The 17,194-nt window shown below is 62.4% G+C and carries 17 protein-coding genes; 7 read left to right on the forward strand and 10 right to left on the reverse strand.

Going from position 1 to position 17,194, the window contains the following annotated elements; genetic code table 11:
* Positions 1-294: 294 nt before the first annotated feature.
* Together WD767_08950 and WD767_08955 are read left to right on the forward strand one after the other, a co-directional pair.
* Complete coding sequence (locus tag WD767_08950; protein ID MEX2616210.1) at positions 295-639, forward strand: hypothetical protein; 345 nt, start codon at positions 295-297, stop codon at positions 637-639.
* A gap of 52 nt (positions 640-691) precedes the next feature.
* Positions 692-979 (forward strand): hypothetical protein, encoded by a 288-nt coding sequence (locus tag WD767_08955; protein ID MEX2616211.1) that lies wholly within the window; start codon positions 692-694, stop codon positions 977-979.
* 191 nt (positions 980-1,170) lie between these two features.
* Here the strand turns inward: WD767_08955 and WD767_08960 are convergent, their stop codons facing one another.
* Together WD767_08960 and WD767_08965 are read right to left on the reverse strand one after the other, a co-directional pair.
* On the reverse strand, positions 1,171-2,406 hold the full coding sequence (locus WD767_08960; GenBank protein ID MEX2616212.1) for a CoA transferase: 1,236 nt from the start codon (positions 2,404-2,406) through the stop codon (positions 1,171-1,173).
* Positions 2,407-2,450: 44 nt separating this feature from the next.
* Positions 2,451-3,272: an SDR family oxidoreductase gene (locus WD767_08965; protein ID MEX2616213.1), complete on the reverse strand. Its 822-nt coding sequence runs from the start codon at positions 3,270-3,272 to the stop codon at positions 2,451-2,453.
* Between the two features lie 119 nt (positions 3,273-3,391).
* Between WD767_08965 and WD767_08970 the strand changes: the two genes are divergently transcribed.
* Positions 3,392-4,252 (forward strand): TauD/TfdA family dioxygenase, encoded by an 861-nt coding sequence (locus WD767_08970; protein MEX2616214.1) that lies wholly within the window; start codon positions 3,392-3,394, stop codon positions 4,250-4,252.
* A 1-nt stretch (position 4,253) separates the two neighbouring features.
* On the opposite strand, the gene WD767_08975 is transcribed toward WD767_08970, so the two are convergent.
* The 5 genes from WD767_08975 to WD767_08995 form a co-directional block, all read right to left on the reverse strand.
* Positions 4,254-4,958, reverse strand: coding sequence for a hypothetical protein (locus WD767_08975; GenBank protein ID MEX2616215.1), 705 nt, complete (start codon positions 4,956-4,958; stop codon positions 4,254-4,256).
* 82 nt (positions 4,959-5,040) lie between these two features.
* On the reverse strand, positions 5,041-5,496 hold the full coding sequence (locus WD767_08980) for a hypothetical protein (GenBank protein MEX2616216.1): 456 nt from the start codon (positions 5,494-5,496) through the stop codon (positions 5,041-5,043).
* Positions 5,496-6,467, reverse strand: coding sequence for a DUF2279 domain-containing protein (locus tag WD767_08985; protein ID MEX2616217.1), 972 nt, complete (start codon positions 6,465-6,467; stop codon positions 5,496-5,498). Before WD767_08985 ends, WD767_08980 begins: the two co-directional genes overlap by 1 nt.
* A gap of 224 nt (positions 6,468-6,691) precedes the next feature.
* Positions 6,692-7,054, reverse strand: coding sequence for a hypothetical protein (locus WD767_08990; protein MEX2616218.1), 363 nt, complete (start codon positions 7,052-7,054; stop codon positions 6,692-6,694).
* 13 nt (positions 7,055-7,067) lie between these two features.
* Complete coding sequence (locus WD767_08995; GenBank protein ID MEX2616219.1) at positions 7,068-8,252, reverse strand: acyl-CoA dehydrogenase family protein; 1,185 nt, start codon at positions 8,250-8,252, stop codon at positions 7,068-7,070.
* 91 nt (positions 8,253-8,343) lie between these two features.
* Here WD767_08995 and WD767_09000 point away from each other — a divergent pair, with 91 nt between their 5' ends.
* From WD767_09000 to WD767_09015, 4 genes are read left to right on the forward strand one after another with little or no spacing between them, the layout of a single operon-like run.
* Positions 8,344-9,162: an NUDIX hydrolase gene (locus WD767_09000; GenBank protein MEX2616220.1), complete on the forward strand. Its 819-nt coding sequence runs from the start codon at positions 8,344-8,346 to the stop codon at positions 9,160-9,162.
* Between the two features lie 15 nt (positions 9,163-9,177).
* Complete coding sequence (locus WD767_09005; GenBank protein ID MEX2616221.1) at positions 9,178-10,203, forward strand: MBL fold metallo-hydrolase; 1,026 nt, start codon at positions 9,178-9,180, stop codon at positions 10,201-10,203.
* Positions 10,204-10,221: 18 nt separating this feature from the next.
* Entirely contained in the window at positions 10,222-11,391 is a 1,170-nt protein-coding gene (locus WD767_09010) for a CaiB/BaiF CoA-transferase family protein (protein ID MEX2616222.1), read from the forward strand.
* Positions 11,392-11,393: 2 nt separating this feature from the next.
* Positions 11,394-12,572 carry an acyl-CoA dehydrogenase family protein gene (locus tag WD767_09015; GenBank protein ID MEX2616223.1) on the forward strand — a complete coding sequence of 393 codons (1,179 nt, stop codon included), beginning with the start codon at positions 11,394-11,396 and terminating at the stop codon, positions 12,570-12,572.
* Between the two features lie 2,168 nt (positions 12,573-14,740).
* Here the strand turns inward: WD767_09015 and WD767_09020 are convergent.
* The 3 genes from WD767_09020 to WD767_09030 form a co-directional block, all read right to left on the reverse strand.
* Positions 14,741-15,595 (reverse strand): TauD/TfdA family dioxygenase, encoded by an 855-nt coding sequence (locus tag WD767_09020; protein ID MEX2616224.1) that lies wholly within the window; start codon positions 15,593-15,595, stop codon positions 14,741-14,743.
* Between the two features lie 134 nt (positions 15,596-15,729).
* Positions 15,730-16,020 carry a DUF1330 domain-containing protein gene (locus tag WD767_09025; GenBank protein MEX2616225.1) on the reverse strand — a complete coding sequence of 97 codons (291 nt, stop codon included), beginning with the start codon at positions 16,018-16,020 and terminating at the stop codon, positions 15,730-15,732.
* A gap of 68 nt (positions 16,021-16,088) precedes the next feature.
* Positions 16,089-17,015, reverse strand: a complete 927-nt coding sequence (locus WD767_09030; GenBank protein MEX2616226.1) for a DMT family transporter — start codon at positions 17,013-17,015, stop codon at positions 16,089-16,091.
* Between the last annotated feature and the right edge of the window lie 179 nt (positions 17,016-17,194).

Here is a 17,194-nt window from a genome sequence, read left to right on the forward strand (position 1 = left end):
TCTGGAAGACAGGGTAGCGTGGCTGTCTGCACAAAACAAGACCTGACCCCTATCATTTGCCATCCTTCCTCCCGGGTCAGGAAATGCCCTTATTCCGACTCTGGAAGACAGGGTAGCGTGGCTGTCTGCACAAAACAAGACCTGACCCCTATCACAAAACAAGACCTGACCCTGATCATAAATCCCAGGCACTTGAAAGGATTTCAACAGGTATGGTAGGTTTCAATGTTATCTGGAGAATGTCGGCTGATATTATTACCCTCAATAGGGGTGGAACTTTTTCGGAGAATATCCGTGACGGAAGTTGAACCCAGATATCGGAAAATTTTGGCAGGAATCATAAGTCGTTTGTCTCGACGGGGGCTTGTTGCCTTTGGCGTGACGCTCGGGGTGTTGGGATTCGTATTTTTGGATGGTTGGCATCCGAGCTTAGATATCATCACCAACCTACAATACCAGACGATCACTGTTATTCCGAAAATGACCTACTGCATCGACTGCGATATGGAGTATCTCCGCCGTGAGAGGGAGTATTGGTTTTCACAATTTGCAATACCCTACAAATATGTCTTGGGGCTCGGCTTTATGTTTGTCTTGGCAGGATTTTTTTTCGGAAAGCCAAACCGTTCAGATCGTTGACTTGATGAGAAATGATATGAGGACACTTACAAAGAACCAGAAATTTGTAGCAATGGCACTGACGGTCTGTTGGCGAAGTAGTGCGGACATAAAAAAACAGGCTACAGAAGACGGGGCGACGGGAACGAAGAACTATGGACAGGATGAATATGAGCCCGTCCAGCGTATTCAGTGGTCAAAACTGGTGCGATTGCGGATCGCGGAACAACATCCTGAAAAGAAATGGTTTAAGCGAGGCATCGAATGGGGACGCTTCAAGGATCAAGATGGGAACGAGCCAACGCAAGACGGCTCCGATTACATTGACATGAAAAAAGCTGTTGACCCGATTTTTGACTGATAGCGTGTCCCCTCCTGGACCTCTGTCGGGTAAGTTTCCGGGGTCAGAACTTGTCCTGTGCATACTCTATCTACACTGGTCTTCGATCAAATGTCGTAAGCCAACCCGGCAGTCACAATTGCAACGGTGAGAAAAAACGGCGCGGCCCGTTTTACCGGACCGCGCCGCCATTTCCGCTTGCACGCCGTGCGTCAGATGACGTTTTCGGCGCGCATCTTCTTCACTTCCTCCGGCGAGAGGCCGAGCCACTTGCCGTAGATTTCCTCGTTGCTCGACCCGTGGATCGGCGAGCTCTTCACCGGCACCTTGCTGCCCGACATGCTGATCGGCGAGCCCGGCACGGTCACCTTGCCGCGTATGGGGTGGTCGATCACGTTCATGATGCCGCGCTTGAGCAGGTCCTTGTCCTCAAGCTGCTCCTTCATGTTGTAGACGGCGCCGCAGGGCACGCCCGCGCCGGCGATCTGTTCCATCACTTCCGTCTTGGTGTGCTTCGTTGTCCAGGCGGTGATGGCCTCGTTGATGACGTCCTTGTGCTCATAGCGGGTGCTGCCGTCGGCCATGCGCGGATCGTCGATCAGGTCCTCGCGGCCGATCACCCGGCACAGGCGCTTCCAGTGCTCCTCATTGCCGCGCGAGGCGAAGACATAGGCCCAGTCGTCGATGCCGCCCGGCTTGCACGGGAACAGCCCGCCCGGCGCCGTGCCGAACACCTCGTTGCCGATACGCGGCAGGACCGAACCGTCCTTCAGCGCCGCCTGGCGGCTCATCGGCGTGCGGCTGTAATTGACCATCGCATCGCGCATCGCGACCTGGATGTGCTGGCCCTTGCCGGTGCTGACCCGCTGGTACAGGGCGGCGAGGATGCCCATGGCCGCCATCATGCCGGTGCCCGTATCGCCCATCGTCGCGCCCGGGCGGATCGGCGGCTGGTCGGGGAAGCCGTTGATGGCGAAGGTGCCGCCGGCGGCCTGGGCGATCATGTCGAAGGCCAGGTAGTTGGCGTGCGGTCCCTCGGGCGAGAAGCCCTTGACCTGCGCGAAGATGATGCGCGGGTTCAGTTCGGCCAGCCGCTCATAGGGAAAGCCGAGCCGGGCGAAGGTGCCGGGCGCCATGTTTTCCACGACGACATCGACTTCCTTCACCATCTTCTCGATCAGCGCCTTGCCTTCCGGGGATTTCAGATTGCAGGTGACGCTTTTCTTGTTGAGGTTATAGAAGATGAAGTAGTGCGAATCCGCGTCCGGGCGGTCGGTCATGCCCCAGCGGCCGGGTTCGCCGCGCCTGGGTTCCTCTACCTTGACCACTTCCGCGCCCATCCAGGCCAGCGCCTGGGTGCAGGACGGTCCCGCCTCGAACTGGGTGAAGTCAAGCACCTTGATGCCGTCAAGCGCCGGGGGTGTACCCGGTGTAGTGTTTCCATCCATTTTGTAATTCCTCTCTTCTGTGATCGTCTTGTTCAGATTTCATCTCACGACAGATATTGTCCGCCATTCACATGCATCGTCTGGCCCGTGATGCGCGATGCGCCGTCCGACGCCAGAAAGACCGCCAGGTCGGCGATGTTTTCCGGTTGCGACAGGCCGGGTAGCGGGTTCAACGCCGCTATCGCCGCAATTTCTTCCTCACTGTTACCGTGGCGCGGTTGCGCCGTGTCCGTCATCCCCGGCGCGATGGCGTTTACGCGGATGCCGTGTGGCGCCAGTTCCAGGGCCGCGGCCCGGGTCAGGCCGACGACGCCGCCCTTGCTGGAAACGTAATGCACGCCGCGCGGCGAACCCCGGAACGCCGCGCCGGATGTCAGGTTGATAATATCGCCTTTCGTGCCCGCGGCAACCATGCGTTTTGCCGCCGCCTGCGCGCACAGGAAACTGCCCTTCAGGTTCACGCCGATGACCGCGTCCCACTCGGATTCCGCCAGGTCCAGAAAACCGGAGCGCGGAAAGATCGCCGCGTTGTTGACCAGGATGCCAATGCCGCCCAGCCGGTCCGCCGCCGCCATGATGGTTTCGACATCGGCGGCGCTGGAAACGTCGCCCTGCACGGCTTCCGCCTTGACGCCCATGTCCCAGGCCTGTTGAGCGATAGCGGCCGCCGCATCGGGGTCGTCCAGCCAGTTGATGACAACATGCGCGCCCTCGGCCGCCATGGCCAGCGCGATGGCCCTGCCGATTCCCTGCTGCGCGCCGGTAACCACGGCAACCCTGTCGGCCAGTTTCGCCATTTCGCCGGGCCTCGCCTCATGGTTTCGGTAAACGGTGAACCGGCATTGTTCGACGGCGCGCCATGGCATGTCAACGGGCACTCCGGGACCGGTCATTGATTTCGGCACCCGCCCTTGGGTAGTCTTGCACTCTGCCGGCCAGTTCCGGATTGTTTCAGCACCACGACCTGCAGGAGATGAGGGTTGCCATGAAGGTTACGTCACTGGATGCCCCGCTGGGCGCCGTTGTATCGGGAATCGACCTGTCGCAGCCGCTGGATGCGGCGACCGGGTCGGCGTTACGCAAGGCCTGGCTCGACCATATTATTCTCGTTTTCCATGATCAGGAGCTGACGGATCCGCAGTTGCTGGCCTTTGCGCGCCATTTCGGCGCGCTGGAATTTCCGCCCAGCCGCCTGCTGAACTATTCGCAGGGGTCCGGCCAGAAAGACGATATCCCGCCAGAGGTGAATGTCATTTCCAACGTCGTGGAAGGCGGCAGGAAGATCGGACAGCTGGGCTCGGGCGAGGCGCGCTGGCACACCGACAGCTCCTTCGTCGAGCGGCCGCCCTCCGCCAGTATCCTGCACGCGCTGGAACTGCCGCCATCCGGGGGCAATACGTCCTTCATGGACATGTACGCGGCGCTCGAATTGCTCCCGCAATCCCTGCGGCGCCGGATCGAGGGCCGTTCCTGCAAACATGACTGTTCGCATACCAGCGACGGCGTGTTGCGGCGCGATTTCGCGCCGTCGCGGGATGTGTCCGAATGTCCCGGCCCGACACACCCGCTGATCCGCACCCATCCGGAAACCGGGCGAAAGTCGCTGTATCTCGGCCGCCGCCTCAACGCCTATATCGAGGGGCTGCCGGTCGCGGAAAGCGAGGCGCTTCTGGACGAATTATGGGAAACGGTGCTGGCGCAGGATATCGTCTACGAGCATGTATGGACGGTCGGCGACGTCATCATGTGGGACAACCGCTGTGCGATGCACCGGCGCGCGCCGTTCGACGAATCGGCCCGCCGCATCATGCACCGCAGCCAGGTCCAGGGCGAAGTGCCGGCCTGATCTAAGGTTTCGGCGTCAGCGTCGGAATCTCCCGCAGCGTATCGGCGGTCCGGGTCGCGGCCCAGTTCTCGCCGTACAGGATGCCGAGCGCCTGATCGCCCGTGCGGATCCCCTCCGCCTGGTCGTGCTCCATCTGCTGCCGTTCCCGCGCCTTGGCCAGCACTTCCTCGGCGAAAGCGAGCGGCACCACGGCGACCCCGTCATCGTCGCCGATGACGATATCACCGGCCTGAACGACGATTCCGCCGACGCTGACCGGCACGTTGATGGCGCCGGGGTGGTTCTTCTGCGCCGACCGGGGGCAGACGCCGCGGCAGAAAACCGGGAATTGCTCCTCGCGCAGCAGCCGGGCGTCGCGGACATGGCCGGAACTGACCAGCCCGATCACGCCGCGCGCCCGCGCGTTCAGCGACATGTTGTGGCCGAACGCGCCGGTCACATTGCCGCGGCCTTCATCGATGACCAGGATATCGCCCGGCCGCGCCATCTGCAGCGCGCGGTGCGTGGTGATGTTGTCGTTCGGGTAGTTGATGACCGTCAGCGCGACGCCGATCACATTGACCGGGGCGAAGAGCGGCTGGATATCCGGGTCGAGGACGCCGTGCCGGCCCATCGCATCGGAAATGGTGGAGGTCCAGATTCCCTCGAACTGCTTCAGCAGTTCCGGGCTGGGGCGTGGCGGTTCGGTAACGACTTTTCCGTACATGGTGACTCCCGTTGCTGACAGCGGCAATGTTCGGGCGCGCCCGATGCCGTGTCAACAGTGCGTATGTGGATGCGGTGCGCGATCAGCCCGCCGCCGTGCAGCGTCCCAGTTCCGCATTGGCTACGACGCTTTCATTCGCGAGGTCGTGCAGCGCGACGGCATCGTCATCCCACTGCAGCCGGTAGCGCCGTCCCGCTTCGGCGTCGAACATCAGGGTGGCGCAATGCGTATCCGCTGCGCCGAACCAGCCATATCGTGCGATACGGGCCGTCAGGCTATGGCGGCCGGGCAGGACCGCGGCCCCCTTCGTCGGCTTGCCGGGCAGCCACGACCTCGTGCCCGGCTGCAAATAGTACTGGGCCAGCGACCCGGTCTTCGCGCCGTCGATGGCGATGTCGGCGCTGGCATCGAGCGCCCGCGCCGCCTCGACGAAGGCGACCCGGTCGCGCGGCAGCGGCTCGCCCGGGTAGATGTTGCGATCGGCGCAACCGGTCAGCGCGGCGGTGGCTGTCATGACCAGCAGGATCGCCCACTGCATCAGTCCAGCCCCTTCTCGTAGCCGCCGGTCGTATAGGGCAACTGGACGTAGTCCAGCACCCGTGTGTCCAGGTATTTCTGCACCAGCTTGCTGATATTCAGCCCGACGCCGAAATACAGGTTCCGTTCGCGGTTGTCGGGCTGTCCAGGATTGAATTCCTCGTATCCGCGGGTCGAGTAGCCAAGATGCAGTTCCAGATAGCTCAGATATGTATCATGCAGCGCCTCGATTCCGTCGAGCTTGAGCGCCATGATGTAGCGCTGGTTTTCATAGTCCGTCAGCACGTCGTTCCGGAAATCGGTCCAGGTATCGGGCGTGTATTCGATGCGGAAATCGACCTTGCGCCCGAGCGACGGATATCGACCGAGCATATAGGCGGCGCCGGCGCCGGCGACATTCATCAGCGCGTCTTCGTAGGAGAAGCCGAACCCGCCGCTGAAGGCGTCGCCTACCTCCATCAACGTCTGCAGGCCGAGCGCGGACATTGCGCCCAGGGTGTTTGCCTGCCGGGGTTCATAGTCCCACCGGCGGTACATGTAGGAGAACGCATGCCCCATCGTGTAGGTGCCCCAGAAATGGCCCAGCTTGTCGGCGCCGCCATGCTTGGTTTCGCGCCCGAACCAGTCTTCGTTGTCCGCTTTCGGCGCCGCCTGGAAATAGTCCCAGAACAGCGTGCCGTAGAGGGTGATCGCAGCCGCTCCGCCCGCATTGAGGATCAGTGCCTTGTCTTCCTTGGTCAGGCCGGGTCTTGCGTTTTCGGCGTCCGTCCGCGCGACCGATTGCGGCGCGGCGGGCAGCGTCAGGTCACGACCGTAGGCCGACGTCCCGGAATTGTCGGCTACGTAGGTCGCCTGCGCCGGAACGGACCGGATATCCGCGGCGGGCTGCGCCGCAACGGCGCCAGAGGCCATGAAGGTCGCCGCCACGATGCTCGCCGGAACGCTCCGATAGGTGCAGGGTGGTGTCTTCAAGTAACCTGTCCTCCTAACCGTCGCCCGAGGAATTCGCCGCAGACCCGTCTGGATAAACAATACAACTTGCCTTTACTGTCTCAGAGTTATCAGGAACCGGTTTTGTTGGAAACAGGTAAAGTTGGGTCGCTGAATGATGGCGAACGGGACCACGACGCTGTTCGAAGCCGGGCGCTTCACGTTCGGCACGATGCGCCGCGGCGGGTCACGTCACCCGGCATTGGTCAGCGGGAGCGAGCATAGGCCCAGATTTCGGGATCGGGGCTCAGCCGCCGGTTGCGGTGGCCCTTGCCGGTCGTGTCCTCGACCAGCAGCACATCGCCCGTTGTGAAGACGCGCTTCTCGCCGTCGCTGACCTCGATCTCGGTCGAACCGACCACGAACATGACATACTGCCGCTGCGGCGCGGTATGCCAGTCGCCCAGCGCCGGCCTGTCGCCGAGCGGTTCCGTTTCCCGGAAGGCGAGCCCGTAGGCGTCGATGACGCGCGTATACGCGGCGTTGTCACGGAATTCGACGCCGGGTTCCTCATGCTCGTCGAAATGCGTTTCACCGGAATCGTCTGTGTAGATGCGGGTGATCTTCATGATTGCCTTCCCGTCAGTAAGACCGCGGCAGCCCCAGGACCTTTTCGGAAATATAGTTCAGGATCATCTCGCGGCTGACCGGGGCGATGCGGGCGAGCATGCTTTCGCGCAGGTAGCGCTCCACATGGTATTCCTTGGCGAAGCCCATGCCGCCATGGCTCATCACCGCGCGTTCGCAGGCGGTGAAGCCGGCCTCCCCGGCCAGGTATTTCGCCGCGTTCGCCTCCGCCCCGCAATCCAGCCCCTTGTCGTACAGTTCCGCCCCGCGGAAGGTCATCAGGTTGGCCGCCTCCAGCTCGCACCAGCTTTTCGCCAGCGGGTGCTGGATGCCCTGGTTCTGCCCGATGGGCCGGTCGAAGACAACGCGTTCGGTGGCGTATTGCGCCGCCTTGCGCAGCGCCGCCCGGCCCAGCCCGACGGCTTCGGCGGCAACCATGATCCGTTCCGGGTTCAGCCCGTGCAGCAGGTAATAGAAGCCCTTGCCTTCCTCGCCGATCAGGTCCTCCTGCGGCACCGGCAGCCCGTCGATGAAGACCGCGTTGGAATCGACGCATTTGCGGCCCAGCTTCTCGATCTCCCGCGCCTCGATATAGTTGCGGTCGAAATCGGTGTAGAACAGGCTCAGCCCCTCGGCGCGTTTCCTGCTGGCGTCGCGCGGCGCGGTGCGGGCCAGCAGCAGGATCTTGTCCGCTTCCTGCGCGGTGGAGGTCCAGATCTTGCGGCCGTTGACGATATAGCCGCCATTGGACTGCTTTTCGGCGCGGGTCGTCAGGTTGGTGGTGTCCAGCCCCGCATCCGGTTCGGTGACGCCGAAACACGCCTTCTCCCTGCCCGCGATCAGCGGCGGCAGCATGCGGCGCTTCTGCTCGTCGGTGCCGAAAACGACCACCGGGTTCAGCCCGAAGATGTTCAGGTGGATGGCCGAGGCGCCGCTGAACCCCGCGCCGGATTCGGCGATGGCCTGCATCATCAGCGAGGCTTCGGTGATGCCCTGCCCGGCGCCGCCGTATTCCTCCGGCATGGCGATACCCAGCCACCCGCCCTGTGCGAAGGCCTGGAAGAAATCCTCGGGGAATTCGCCCGTCCGGTCGCGGTCCAGCCAGTATTCATCGCCGAAATCGTTGCAGATCTTCTCGATGGCGTCCCGGATCGCAATCTGGTCTTCGGTGAACATGGCGCGGCTTTCCTTTTTCGGCATTCGCTGTCTCAGCGGTTGCTTTTTATGTTAGGAGCCTAATAATTAGCGGGCAAACAAAAATTGGCCGAATCCCAACCAACGGAAGCTCCTTATGTCCAGCGACGCCGCGACCCCGCCAGCCGACAAGAAAATCCCCGTAGACGCCGTCGGCGCGTCGACCGTCCTGCTGGTCCGCGATGGCGATTCCGGCCTGGAAGTCTTCATGGTCGTGCGCCACCGGGAGATCGATTTTGCGTCCGGCGCGCTGGTGTTTCCGGGCGGCAAGGTCGATCCCGGCGATGCCGACCCGGTCCTGCGCGACCGCTGCGGCGGCATCCCGGAGGACCGGATGGCGTTCCAGGTGGCGGCGATCCGCGAAACCTTCGAGGAAGCCGGCATCCTGCTGGCGCGGCCGCATGGCGGCGACAGGGTGATCGACCCCGAGCGCCACGAACGCATCGCGGAAAAATACCGGGCCGCGCTGGACGTGGGCGACATCGTCATCCGCGACATCGTCGAGGCGGAGGACCTCGACCTTGCCTGCGACCTGCTGGTGCCCTTCGCGCACTGGATCACCCCGGAATGGCAACGCCGGCGCTTCGATACGCATTTCTTTGTGGCCCATGCGCCCGAACGGCTGCTGGCGATGCATGACGGCACGGAATCGGTCGATTCGATCTGGATCAACCCGGCGCAGGCGCTGGCGGATGCGGAAGCCCAGCGGCGCACCGTGGTGTTCCCGACCCGCATGAATCTCGGCAAGCTGGGCCGCGCCGCGACCGCCGAAGACGCCGTCGCCGCCGCGCGCGCGACCCCTGTCGTCACGGTCCTGCCGACGGTGGAGGAAGTCGATGGCGGCCGTTTCATCCGGATTCCCGAAGCGGCGGGTTATGGTACGACCGGGGAACTGGTAACCTACGGTTCCTCCTGAGGACCGGTCCGAACCATGTCCGATACCATCGAATATCACGATATCGAAACCCCCGCGCCCGGCGGGACGACGGAAATCGCGCCGGGGGTCCACTGGCTGCGCATGCCGCTGCCGTTCCGGCTGAACCACATCAACCTGTGGCTGCTGGAGGACGGCGCCGGCTGGACCATCGTCGATACCGGCGTGCACAGCGAGGACAGCATCGCCATCTGGGAAGGCCTGCTGGGCGGGATGCTGGCCGGGCGGCCGGTGCACCGGGTCATCGTCACTCATTTCCACCCCGATCACGCGGGCATGGCCGGCTGGCTGTGCCGGCGGCTGGGCGTCGGGCTGTGGATGACGCAGGTGGAATGGCTGCAGGCGCGCAGCCTCAGCCTCGATACGGACCCCTCCCTGCTGGACGACCAGGCGGCCTTCCTGCGCGCCGCCGGTTGCACCGAGGAACTGGTGGCGGATACCCGCAAGGGCGGGTTGCGTTACCCGAAACTGGTCAGCCCGGTCCCGCGAAGCTATTACCGCATGCATGACGGCATGACGTTCGATATCGGCGGCCGCGCCTGGCGGGTCGTGGTCGGCACCGGCCATGCGCCCGAACATGCCTGCCTGTACTGCGAGTCGCTGGAACTGATGATCGCGGGCGACCAGGTGCTGCCGCGGATCACGCCCATCGTGGCGGTGCAGGCGGCGGAGCCGGACGCCAACCCGCTGGCGGAATTCCTGTTCTCCCTTGAAAAGCTGCGGCAGCTTCCGGCCGATACCTATGTGCTGCCCTCGCATGACAGACCCTTCGCCGGGTTGCATGCGCGCCTCGACTACCTGAAAAGTCACCACGTCGAACGGCTGGAGGAATTCCTCGCGAAATGCGCCGCGCCGATGACGGCGGCGGCGCTGGCGGCGGAAATCTTCCCCCGGGCGATGGACGGGAAGAACATCACCTTCGCGCTGGGCGAAACGCTGGCGCATCTGAATTATCTGGTCGTGGCCGGGCTGATGGCGCGGGAACTGCAGCCGGATGGAACGAATCTGTACGGACGGGTATGAACGAAAGGGGTTGAGGCCATGAGCGATACCGGAAAACGCAGCGGCCCGCTGGTCGGGGTGAAAGTCATCGAACTGGCGGGGATCGGCCCGGCGCCGCTGTGCTGCGCGCTGCTGTCCGACATGGGCGCGGATATCCTGCGCATCGACCGCAATACCGACCCGGGCCTTGGTCTCGGCCAGCCGGTGAAGGCCGATATCGGCCGCCGCGGCCGGCACTCGGTTTCCGTCGACATGAAGCACCCGAAAGGCATCGAAACCGTCAGGCGGCTGATCGCCGAAGCCGATGTGCTGATCGATCCGTTCCGGCCGGGCGTGACCGAAAAGCTCGGCATCGGGCCGGACGACTGCGCCGCGCTCAACAGGCGCCTCGTCTATGGCCGCATGACCGGCTGGGGCCAGACCGGCCCGCTGGCGAAGGTGGCGGGGCACGATCTGAACTACCTGGCGATCACCGGCGTGCTGCACGCCATCGGCTCGCCGGAACTGCCGCTGCCGCCGCTGAACGTGGTGGCGGATATGGGCGGCGGCGCGATGTTCCTGGCCGTCGGCATCCTGTCGGCGGTGCTGGAAGCGCGCGCCTCGGGCGCGGGGCAGACGGTGGATGTCTCCATGGTCGAAGGCTCGTCCTATCTGGGCATGGGCCATTACGGGCTGGTCGCCAGCGGCAACTGGGTGCATGAACGCGGCCGGAACTTCACCGATGGCGGCGCGCATTTCTATCGCTGCTACCGCACGAAGGACGATCAATTCGTGTCCATCGCCTCCATCGAAGCCAAGTTCTATGCCCTCCTGCTCGATGCGCTGGGGCTGGACGCGAAGGACCTGCCGCCGCAGATGGACCGTTCCACCTGGCCGGACATGGCGAAACGCTTCGAGGCGATCTTCGCGCAAAAGACCCGCGACGAATGGTGCGCGATCATGGAAGGCACCGATATCTGCTTCGCCCCGGTGCTGAATTTCGAGGAAGCCGCGCAGTATTCGCACAACCGGGCGCGCGGCAGCTTCGTTGAACTGGACGGCATCGCCCAGCCCGGCCCGGCGCCGAAATTCAGCCGCACGCCCTCCGCCGTGCAGTTCCCGCCGCAGGATGTCGGCGCGGGCACCCGCGACGGCCTCGCCTCCTGGGGGTTCTCGGCGGCGGAAATCGAATCGCTGCTGGCCGAAAAAGCGGTCGGCTGGCAGGGCTGACCATGGACGGCGCGGAGGACGGGGTGCCGGTCGAACAGTACGGGCTGACCGACGAACAGCAGATGCTGCGCGAAACCATCCAGGCGGTGGCGCGCGACCGGGTGGCGCCGCGCGCGGCGGAGATCGACCGGACGGCGGAATACCCGCAGGACATGTTCGACCTGCTGCGCGAACTGGGCCTGTTCGCGCTGCCGTTCCCGACCGAATATGGCGGCGCCGGCAGCATCCTGTCGGCCTGCCTCGCGATCGAGGAATTCGGCCGCGTCTGTTACAACACCGCCTATCTGCTGATGGTGCAATGGGCCCCGTTCGGCGCGATCCTCGCCGGCGGCACCCCGGAGCAGAAACAGAAATACCTGCCGGTGCTGGCCTCGGGCGAGATGCGCGCGGCGATCTCCGTCACCGAACCGGGCGCGGGGTCCGATGTCGCGGGCATCGCCACGCGGGCGGACCGCCGCGACGGCGGCTATGCGCTGACCGGCAACAAGATTTACTGCACCAACGCGGCGGTGGCGGATTTCATCCTCGTCGCGGCCAAGACCGACCCGGCCAAGCGCCATGGCGGCATCGGCATCTTCATCGTCGACGCCGATACGCCGGGGCTGGAGATCGGCCGCAAGGAGGACAAGCTCGGCGCGCGCGGCGTGCCCTCCTCGGCGCTGCATTTCGACAACGCCTTCGTGCCGGAAGCAAACCGCATCGGCAGCGAGGATGCGGGCTTCAAGCTGGTCATGGAGGCCTTCAACAAGGGCCGCCCGATGATCGGCGCGCGCGGCGTCGGCCTGGCGCAGGGGGCGACGGACCTGGCGGCGCGCTACGTGAAGGAGCGCGTGGCCTTCGGCCAGCCGGTCGCCGATTTCCAGGGCGTGCGCTGGATGCTGGCCGACATGGCGATCCAGACCGAGGCCGCCCGGCACCTCGTCTACAAGGCGGCGGCGATGGCCGATGCGGGCGCTTCGGGCGCGGCGCTGGCGCCGATTGCCGCGATGTCGAAATGCTTCGCCACCGACACGGCGATGAAGGTAGCGACCGACGCGGTGCAGCTGTTCGGCTCCGCCGGCATCGCCCGCGAAAACCCCATCGAACGCTATTTCCGCGACGCCAAGGTGCTGCAGATCATCGAAGGCACCAACCAGATCCAGCGCAACATTATCGGAAGGCACGTGGTGCGCTCGGCCTGACCGGGGCGTTACTCCTGCAAAACCCTCGCCCCTTGGGGAGAGGGCAGGGTGAGGGGGTCTTCGAAACCGCGCGCTCCTCATGGAGGGCCATCGGGCGAAAACATTCCGTATCGATATACATCGATTAACATCGCTTAACATTCGCCCCGCGAGCCGCCGCCACCAGATTTCCCCCTCTCCACCCCACGGAGGTGGAGAGAGTCGGGGGGGTCCGAACCGGATAGATCGCTGACACTATGGACCGGATACATCGCTGACAGTTCCGGCGGGGAGGACATGGCGGGGGCAGAGCGGGAGCCAGCGGGCGCTGCGAAACCTTCCGGCGATTGGCTTTTATTGGCATCCATTGGCATTTCCCGGCGCGGGCGGAAAAAATGCACGCGCCGCCCGAATAATTTCCCCCTCTCCACCCCTCGGGGGTGGAGAGGGTCGGGGTGAGGCGGGGGCTTCGACGCCACGCCTGCCGCCCATCGGCGAGAAAACATGTCGTGTCGCTATACATCGATTAACATTTGTTGGCATTCCCTCCGGGGCGGGCCATTGCCCCGGGCACAGCCTGTCACCCCGCACCCGCCTTTTCGAGGGATGGCATGGCCTGACCGCAAAACATAAAATAGGAATATAGTCTATTTCAACAAAAAAATCAAGACGGACGCGCGGGATGGGAAATCGGTCGGGAAATAAAAAATACACTGTCACCGAGTTTTGAGAACGCATCAGGATCGAGTAGACTTCATCCGATACTGAGGTGCTTTTTGAGTCTAACTTACGAGCAGAATCACGTCCAAATGTTGGGCATGGTAGCTTGGCAAGTGACCAGCATGTCGCGATATTTCGGATGGCTAAAAATATCGTCGATAGCTCAAATACTAGACTTGGAGTGCCTTCACGGACAGAGCAAAGGGCAGACTGGAATATTTCTCTGAATCGTTGGCAATCTTCTGCCGCATTGATATATTTCGATGGTCTTCCTAGATCCTGCAGGAAGTCTCTGCCGTCTTCTGAATATATGAGTTTGCTCTCAAGTGCTAGGTGCCAAGCAAAAGCATTTCCCGATTCCCATAATTCATTAATGCGAATATATGAATATATTGAAAATTTATTAGGGTCCAACCTTGGATCTAAACCTTCAACCAACGCCAACAGGTCCACGTCGGAATCAGCTGTTATATCTCCACGGCAAATTGACCCAAATACATATATGTGCATCACCGACGACTAAGTCTCTTAATAAGAATTGAAACCAAACATGCAATCATTATATAGCGAAGGCTTGCGATCCCCGCTAAAGTTAATCCCGAAAAATCGAGAGGTTTAGAAATACCTAGTAATACCTAGTAATACTTCAGGGGCTTGCAAAAATGCAATGGTGTAGCTTGCAAGTTCGTGGTTATCTCTTACATAATAGACGTCTCCCAAAGCTATTAGAACAATTAAAAGTAATAATGATCGCAATAATCTGAGAGGGCTTTCTCCGTTTCCCCAAAATAAATCCAGAGCCACAAAATGAAGCCACTCAAAGAACATTTTGATCCTTTGGAGCCCAGTATATTTTTTTCTATAATACGATTCTCGCGACCGCCATGCCTTGTAGAAATGAATACTAGTAGCATTTAGCTCAATTTTTATGGCTTTATTTGCAGCCGATGAGTCGCCAATTTGATGATAATTAATTCGGAGGGTTCGAGCAAATGACTGCTGTAAATTTTCCTGGCCCGGACATCCTGTATCTAAAATTTCCGGCTCTACTAGGGTGTGTGTAAATTGTACATAGTCGAACTTGCAGCCGATAAATTTACTGCCTCGCAGATTTGTATTCGAAAATTTACACCCAGTAAAATTGCAAGAATCGAAAACGCAATTCCTTAGGTAAGCAGCGTCGAATTCTGAGTAACTAAAGTCGCAGTTCGTAAAGTTTTTTCTCGTGGCCACCAAGCGGTAGAATTGAAAATTGAGAAATTTTTCATCGTTTAAATCGTGTGAGACTGCGTAGTCGGTTCTAATTTCCCGACCGCTTGGGCGGAGGTTCTCATTCATGGCGTATACCATATCACTGTTTAGCGAATATCTTGTAGTAATGGTTGCTTTCGGTCAACTTTGGACGGATGTTTTTATTGCTGCTAAAAAATACTAGTTGCGTCAATAGTTTAGAGAATTCTTGTCTTCCCCTAATACACAATCGCCCGTAACAGCACCCGGCGTTCCTCCGGCCGGGAGTCGCCGGCGCCGCGGTGCATGGTGGCGCGTTCGTCCCAGATGACCACGTCACCCGGCCGCCAGTCGTGGCGGTAGACGAAGCGGTCCTGCACCGAATGGTCCCAGAGATCCTGGACCAGCTGCCGCCCCGCGTCCTCGTCCATGCCGTCGAAGCCGACCGCATGCGCCGGGTTGACGAACAGGATGCGCCTGCCGCTGCGCGGGTGGACCGCCGCCGCCGGGTGGCGCTGGGTGGCCTCCACCGCCTCGCGCACGCCGGCCTGGCCGTCATAGATGCCGGCGCCGTTGGCGGGGCCCCGGTTGAACCGGTGCAGCCCGGTGAGCGGCAGCAGCCGCGCCTGCGTCTCCGGCGGCAGGGCGTCCCAGGCGGCGCGCAGGTCGGCGAACAGGGTGCCGCCGCCTTCCGCCGGCACTTCCAGCGCATGCAGGATGGCGAGGCGCGGCAGGCTCGCCTCATAGGTGGCGTCGCTGTGCCAGACGGTCGCGCGGCGCACCCCGAACGGGTCCACCGACCCGTCGGCGGCGACATTGGTGACATAGGAGATTTCCGGAATCTCCCTGTGCCGGTAACGTTCCAGCACATGCCGCTGCGGCGTCCCGAAGCGGCGCGAGAATTTGTCCAGCGCCGCCGCGTCGAGATGCTGGCCGCGAAACACCAGCACGGCGTAATCGTCGAGCCGGTCCGCGATCCAGCCGATGGCGCCGTCATCCAGCGGCCCGGCGAGGTCCAGCCCCGCGATTTCCGCCGCGAAGCCGTCGCCCAGCGGCCGGACGCCCGGCGCGGCGGTGACTGTTGCCTCTGTCATGTCAGACCCTCCCGTATTCGCCAGATACCGGGATTACTCTATGCCGGAGTACGCGCCCGATAAAGGGGCGGGCGCTTTGGCGCACCGCTGCAAGTGCCGGCGCGGCCCGGCCCGCCGGTCCGGCGGGCGCGGCATCAGGCGCCCTCGATAATCCGGAAATGGCGAAGGACGCCACCATCCAGTTCCTTGAGCGCCGCCTGATAGTCCGCAGTTTCATAGGCCGCTTTCGCTGCCTGCAAGCTGGGATATTCCACGATCACGGTGCGGTTGGCGTCCATGCCTTCCTTGGCCACGGTCTCGCCGCCGCGAACAATGAAGGTGCCGCCCGCTTTCTGAACGGCCGGCCCCGCCAGTTTTGCGTAGGCCGCCAGTTTGTTTTCATCGATGATCTTCTCGTAGAAGCTTACCCAATACCCCTTGGCCATATTCGAATCTCCCCGCGCTGGTGTCGATCGATCCGGCATTCCGCATTCCGGAACGCGTCCGGTAAAGGTTACGGGCCAACTTTCCCCGGTTCAACCGACAAGTTTCGCCGTCCCCCCGCCAGCTTCCGCTCGCGGTACAGGATGAACAGCCCGCTGCCGGTTACCAGCGCGATGCCGGCGAAGACGCCCGGCGTCGGGATGTGGTGCCAGAACAGCCAGCCGAACAGGATCGCCCAGGCCAGCGCGGTATAGTCCAGCGGGGCGATGGCGGCGGTTTCGGCGAGGCGGAAGGCGAGCGTCATGTAATACTGGCCGAAGCCGCCGATCAGCCCCACGGTGACGAGCAGCGCGAGGTCGGGCAGGGTCGGCGTCACCCAGCCGAAGATCGCGGTGAGGATGGCGCCGCCGATGGTGCCGATCAGCGTGAAATAGAAGATGATCGTCGCCACGTTCTCCGTGCCGCTCTGGTAGCGGATGACGATGACGACCAGCGCATACAGGATCGCCCCGCCCAGCGCGAAGAGCGCGCCGGACTGCATCATGCCGTCGTCCGGGCGCAGGATAACCAGCACGCCGAGGAAGCCGACCAGCACCGCGCTCCACCGGTAGATGCCGACCTTTTCGCCCAGGATCGGGATCGACAGCACGGTCATGAACAGCGGGGCGGCGAACAGGATCGCCTTGGCGTCCGCCAGTTCCATGCGGCCATAGGCGAGGAACACGCAGCCCATCGCCAGCAGGCCGAGCCCGCCGCGCAGCGCGTGCAGATGCGCCCGCTTCGTCCGCAGCACGGCGATCCCGCCGGCGCGGTGGATGAACCAGGCGCAGGGCGGCAGCGCGAAGGCGGAGCGGAACAGGATGATCTGCTGCACCGGGTAATCCGCCGCCAGCCATTTGACCATGGCTTCCATGACGGAGAACAGGAACACGCCGGTCAGCATGGCGATCGCGCCGCGCGTATTGTCGCCGGGAGAGCTGATGAGCGTCGTGGCCATGGCCGGTCCGATCCGTGATACGGGGTTCTGCAGCGGATTTCTGCGCCCGCGCCGGGGGCGGCACAACCCTTATTTGCGCAATCCTGCATCCCGATAACGGAAGATATGGATCATACATGGCCCTCAAATGGGTGATTGCGCACGGGGGACGAATTGGTATCCAGCCGGTCAGGTGTACA

It is taken from the genome of Alphaproteobacteria bacterium (assembly GCA_040905865.1).
Taxonomy (GTDB): domain Bacteria; phylum Pseudomonadota; class Alphaproteobacteria; order UBA8366.

Excerpts from the sequence above, each read along its gene's own strand:
- WD767_08955 (MEX2616211.1), top strand. The coding sequence starts at position 692 with ATGGCACTGACGGTCTGTTGGCGAAGTAGTGCGGACATAAAAAAACAG.
- WD767_08960 (MEX2616212.1), bottom strand. The coding sequence starts at position 2,406 with ATGGATGGAAACACTACACCGGGTACACCCCCGGCGCTTGACGGCATC.
- WD767_08965 (MEX2616213.1), bottom strand. The coding sequence starts at position 3,272 with ATGCCATGGCGCGCCGTCGAACAATGCCGGTTCACCGTTTACCGAAAC.
- WD767_08970 (MEX2616214.1), top strand. The coding sequence starts at position 3,392 with ATGAAGGTTACGTCACTGGATGCCCCGCTGGGCGCCGTTGTATCGGGA.
- WD767_08975 (MEX2616215.1), bottom strand. The coding sequence starts at position 4,958 with ATGTACGGAAAAGTCGTTACCGAACCGCCACGCCCCAGCCCGGAACTG.
- WD767_08980 (MEX2616216.1), bottom strand. The coding sequence starts at position 5,496 with ATGCAGTGGGCGATCCTGCTGGTCATGACAGCCACCGCCGCGCTGACC.
- WD767_08990 (MEX2616218.1), bottom strand. The coding sequence starts at position 7,054 with ATGAAGATCACCCGCATCTACACAGACGATTCCGGTGAAACGCATTTC.
- WD767_08995 (MEX2616219.1), bottom strand. The coding sequence starts at position 8,252 with ATGCCGAAAAAGGAAAGCCGCGCCATGTTCACCGAAGACCAGATTGCG.
- WD767_09000 (MEX2616220.1), top strand. The coding sequence starts at position 8,344 with ATGTCCAGCGACGCCGCGACCCCGCCAGCCGACAAGAAAATCCCCGTA.
- WD767_09005 (MEX2616221.1), top strand. The coding sequence starts at position 9,178 with ATGTCCGATACCATCGAATATCACGATATCGAAACCCCCGCGCCCGGC.
- WD767_09010 (MEX2616222.1), top strand. The coding sequence starts at position 10,222 with ATGAGCGATACCGGAAAACGCAGCGGCCCGCTGGTCGGGGTGAAAGTC.
- WD767_09015 (MEX2616223.1), top strand. The coding sequence starts at position 11,394 with ATGGACGGCGCGGAGGACGGGGTGCCGGTCGAACAGTACGGGCTGACC.
- WD767_09020 (MEX2616224.1), bottom strand. The coding sequence starts at position 15,595 with ATGACAGAGGCAACAGTCACCGCCGCGCCGGGCGTCCGGCCGCTGGGC.
- WD767_09025 (MEX2616225.1), bottom strand. The coding sequence starts at position 16,020 with ATGGCCAAGGGGTATTGGGTAAGCTTCTACGAGAAGATCATCGATGAA.
- WD767_09030 (MEX2616226.1), bottom strand. The coding sequence starts at position 17,015 with ATGGCCACGACGCTCATCAGCTCTCCCGGCGACAATACGCGCGGCGCG.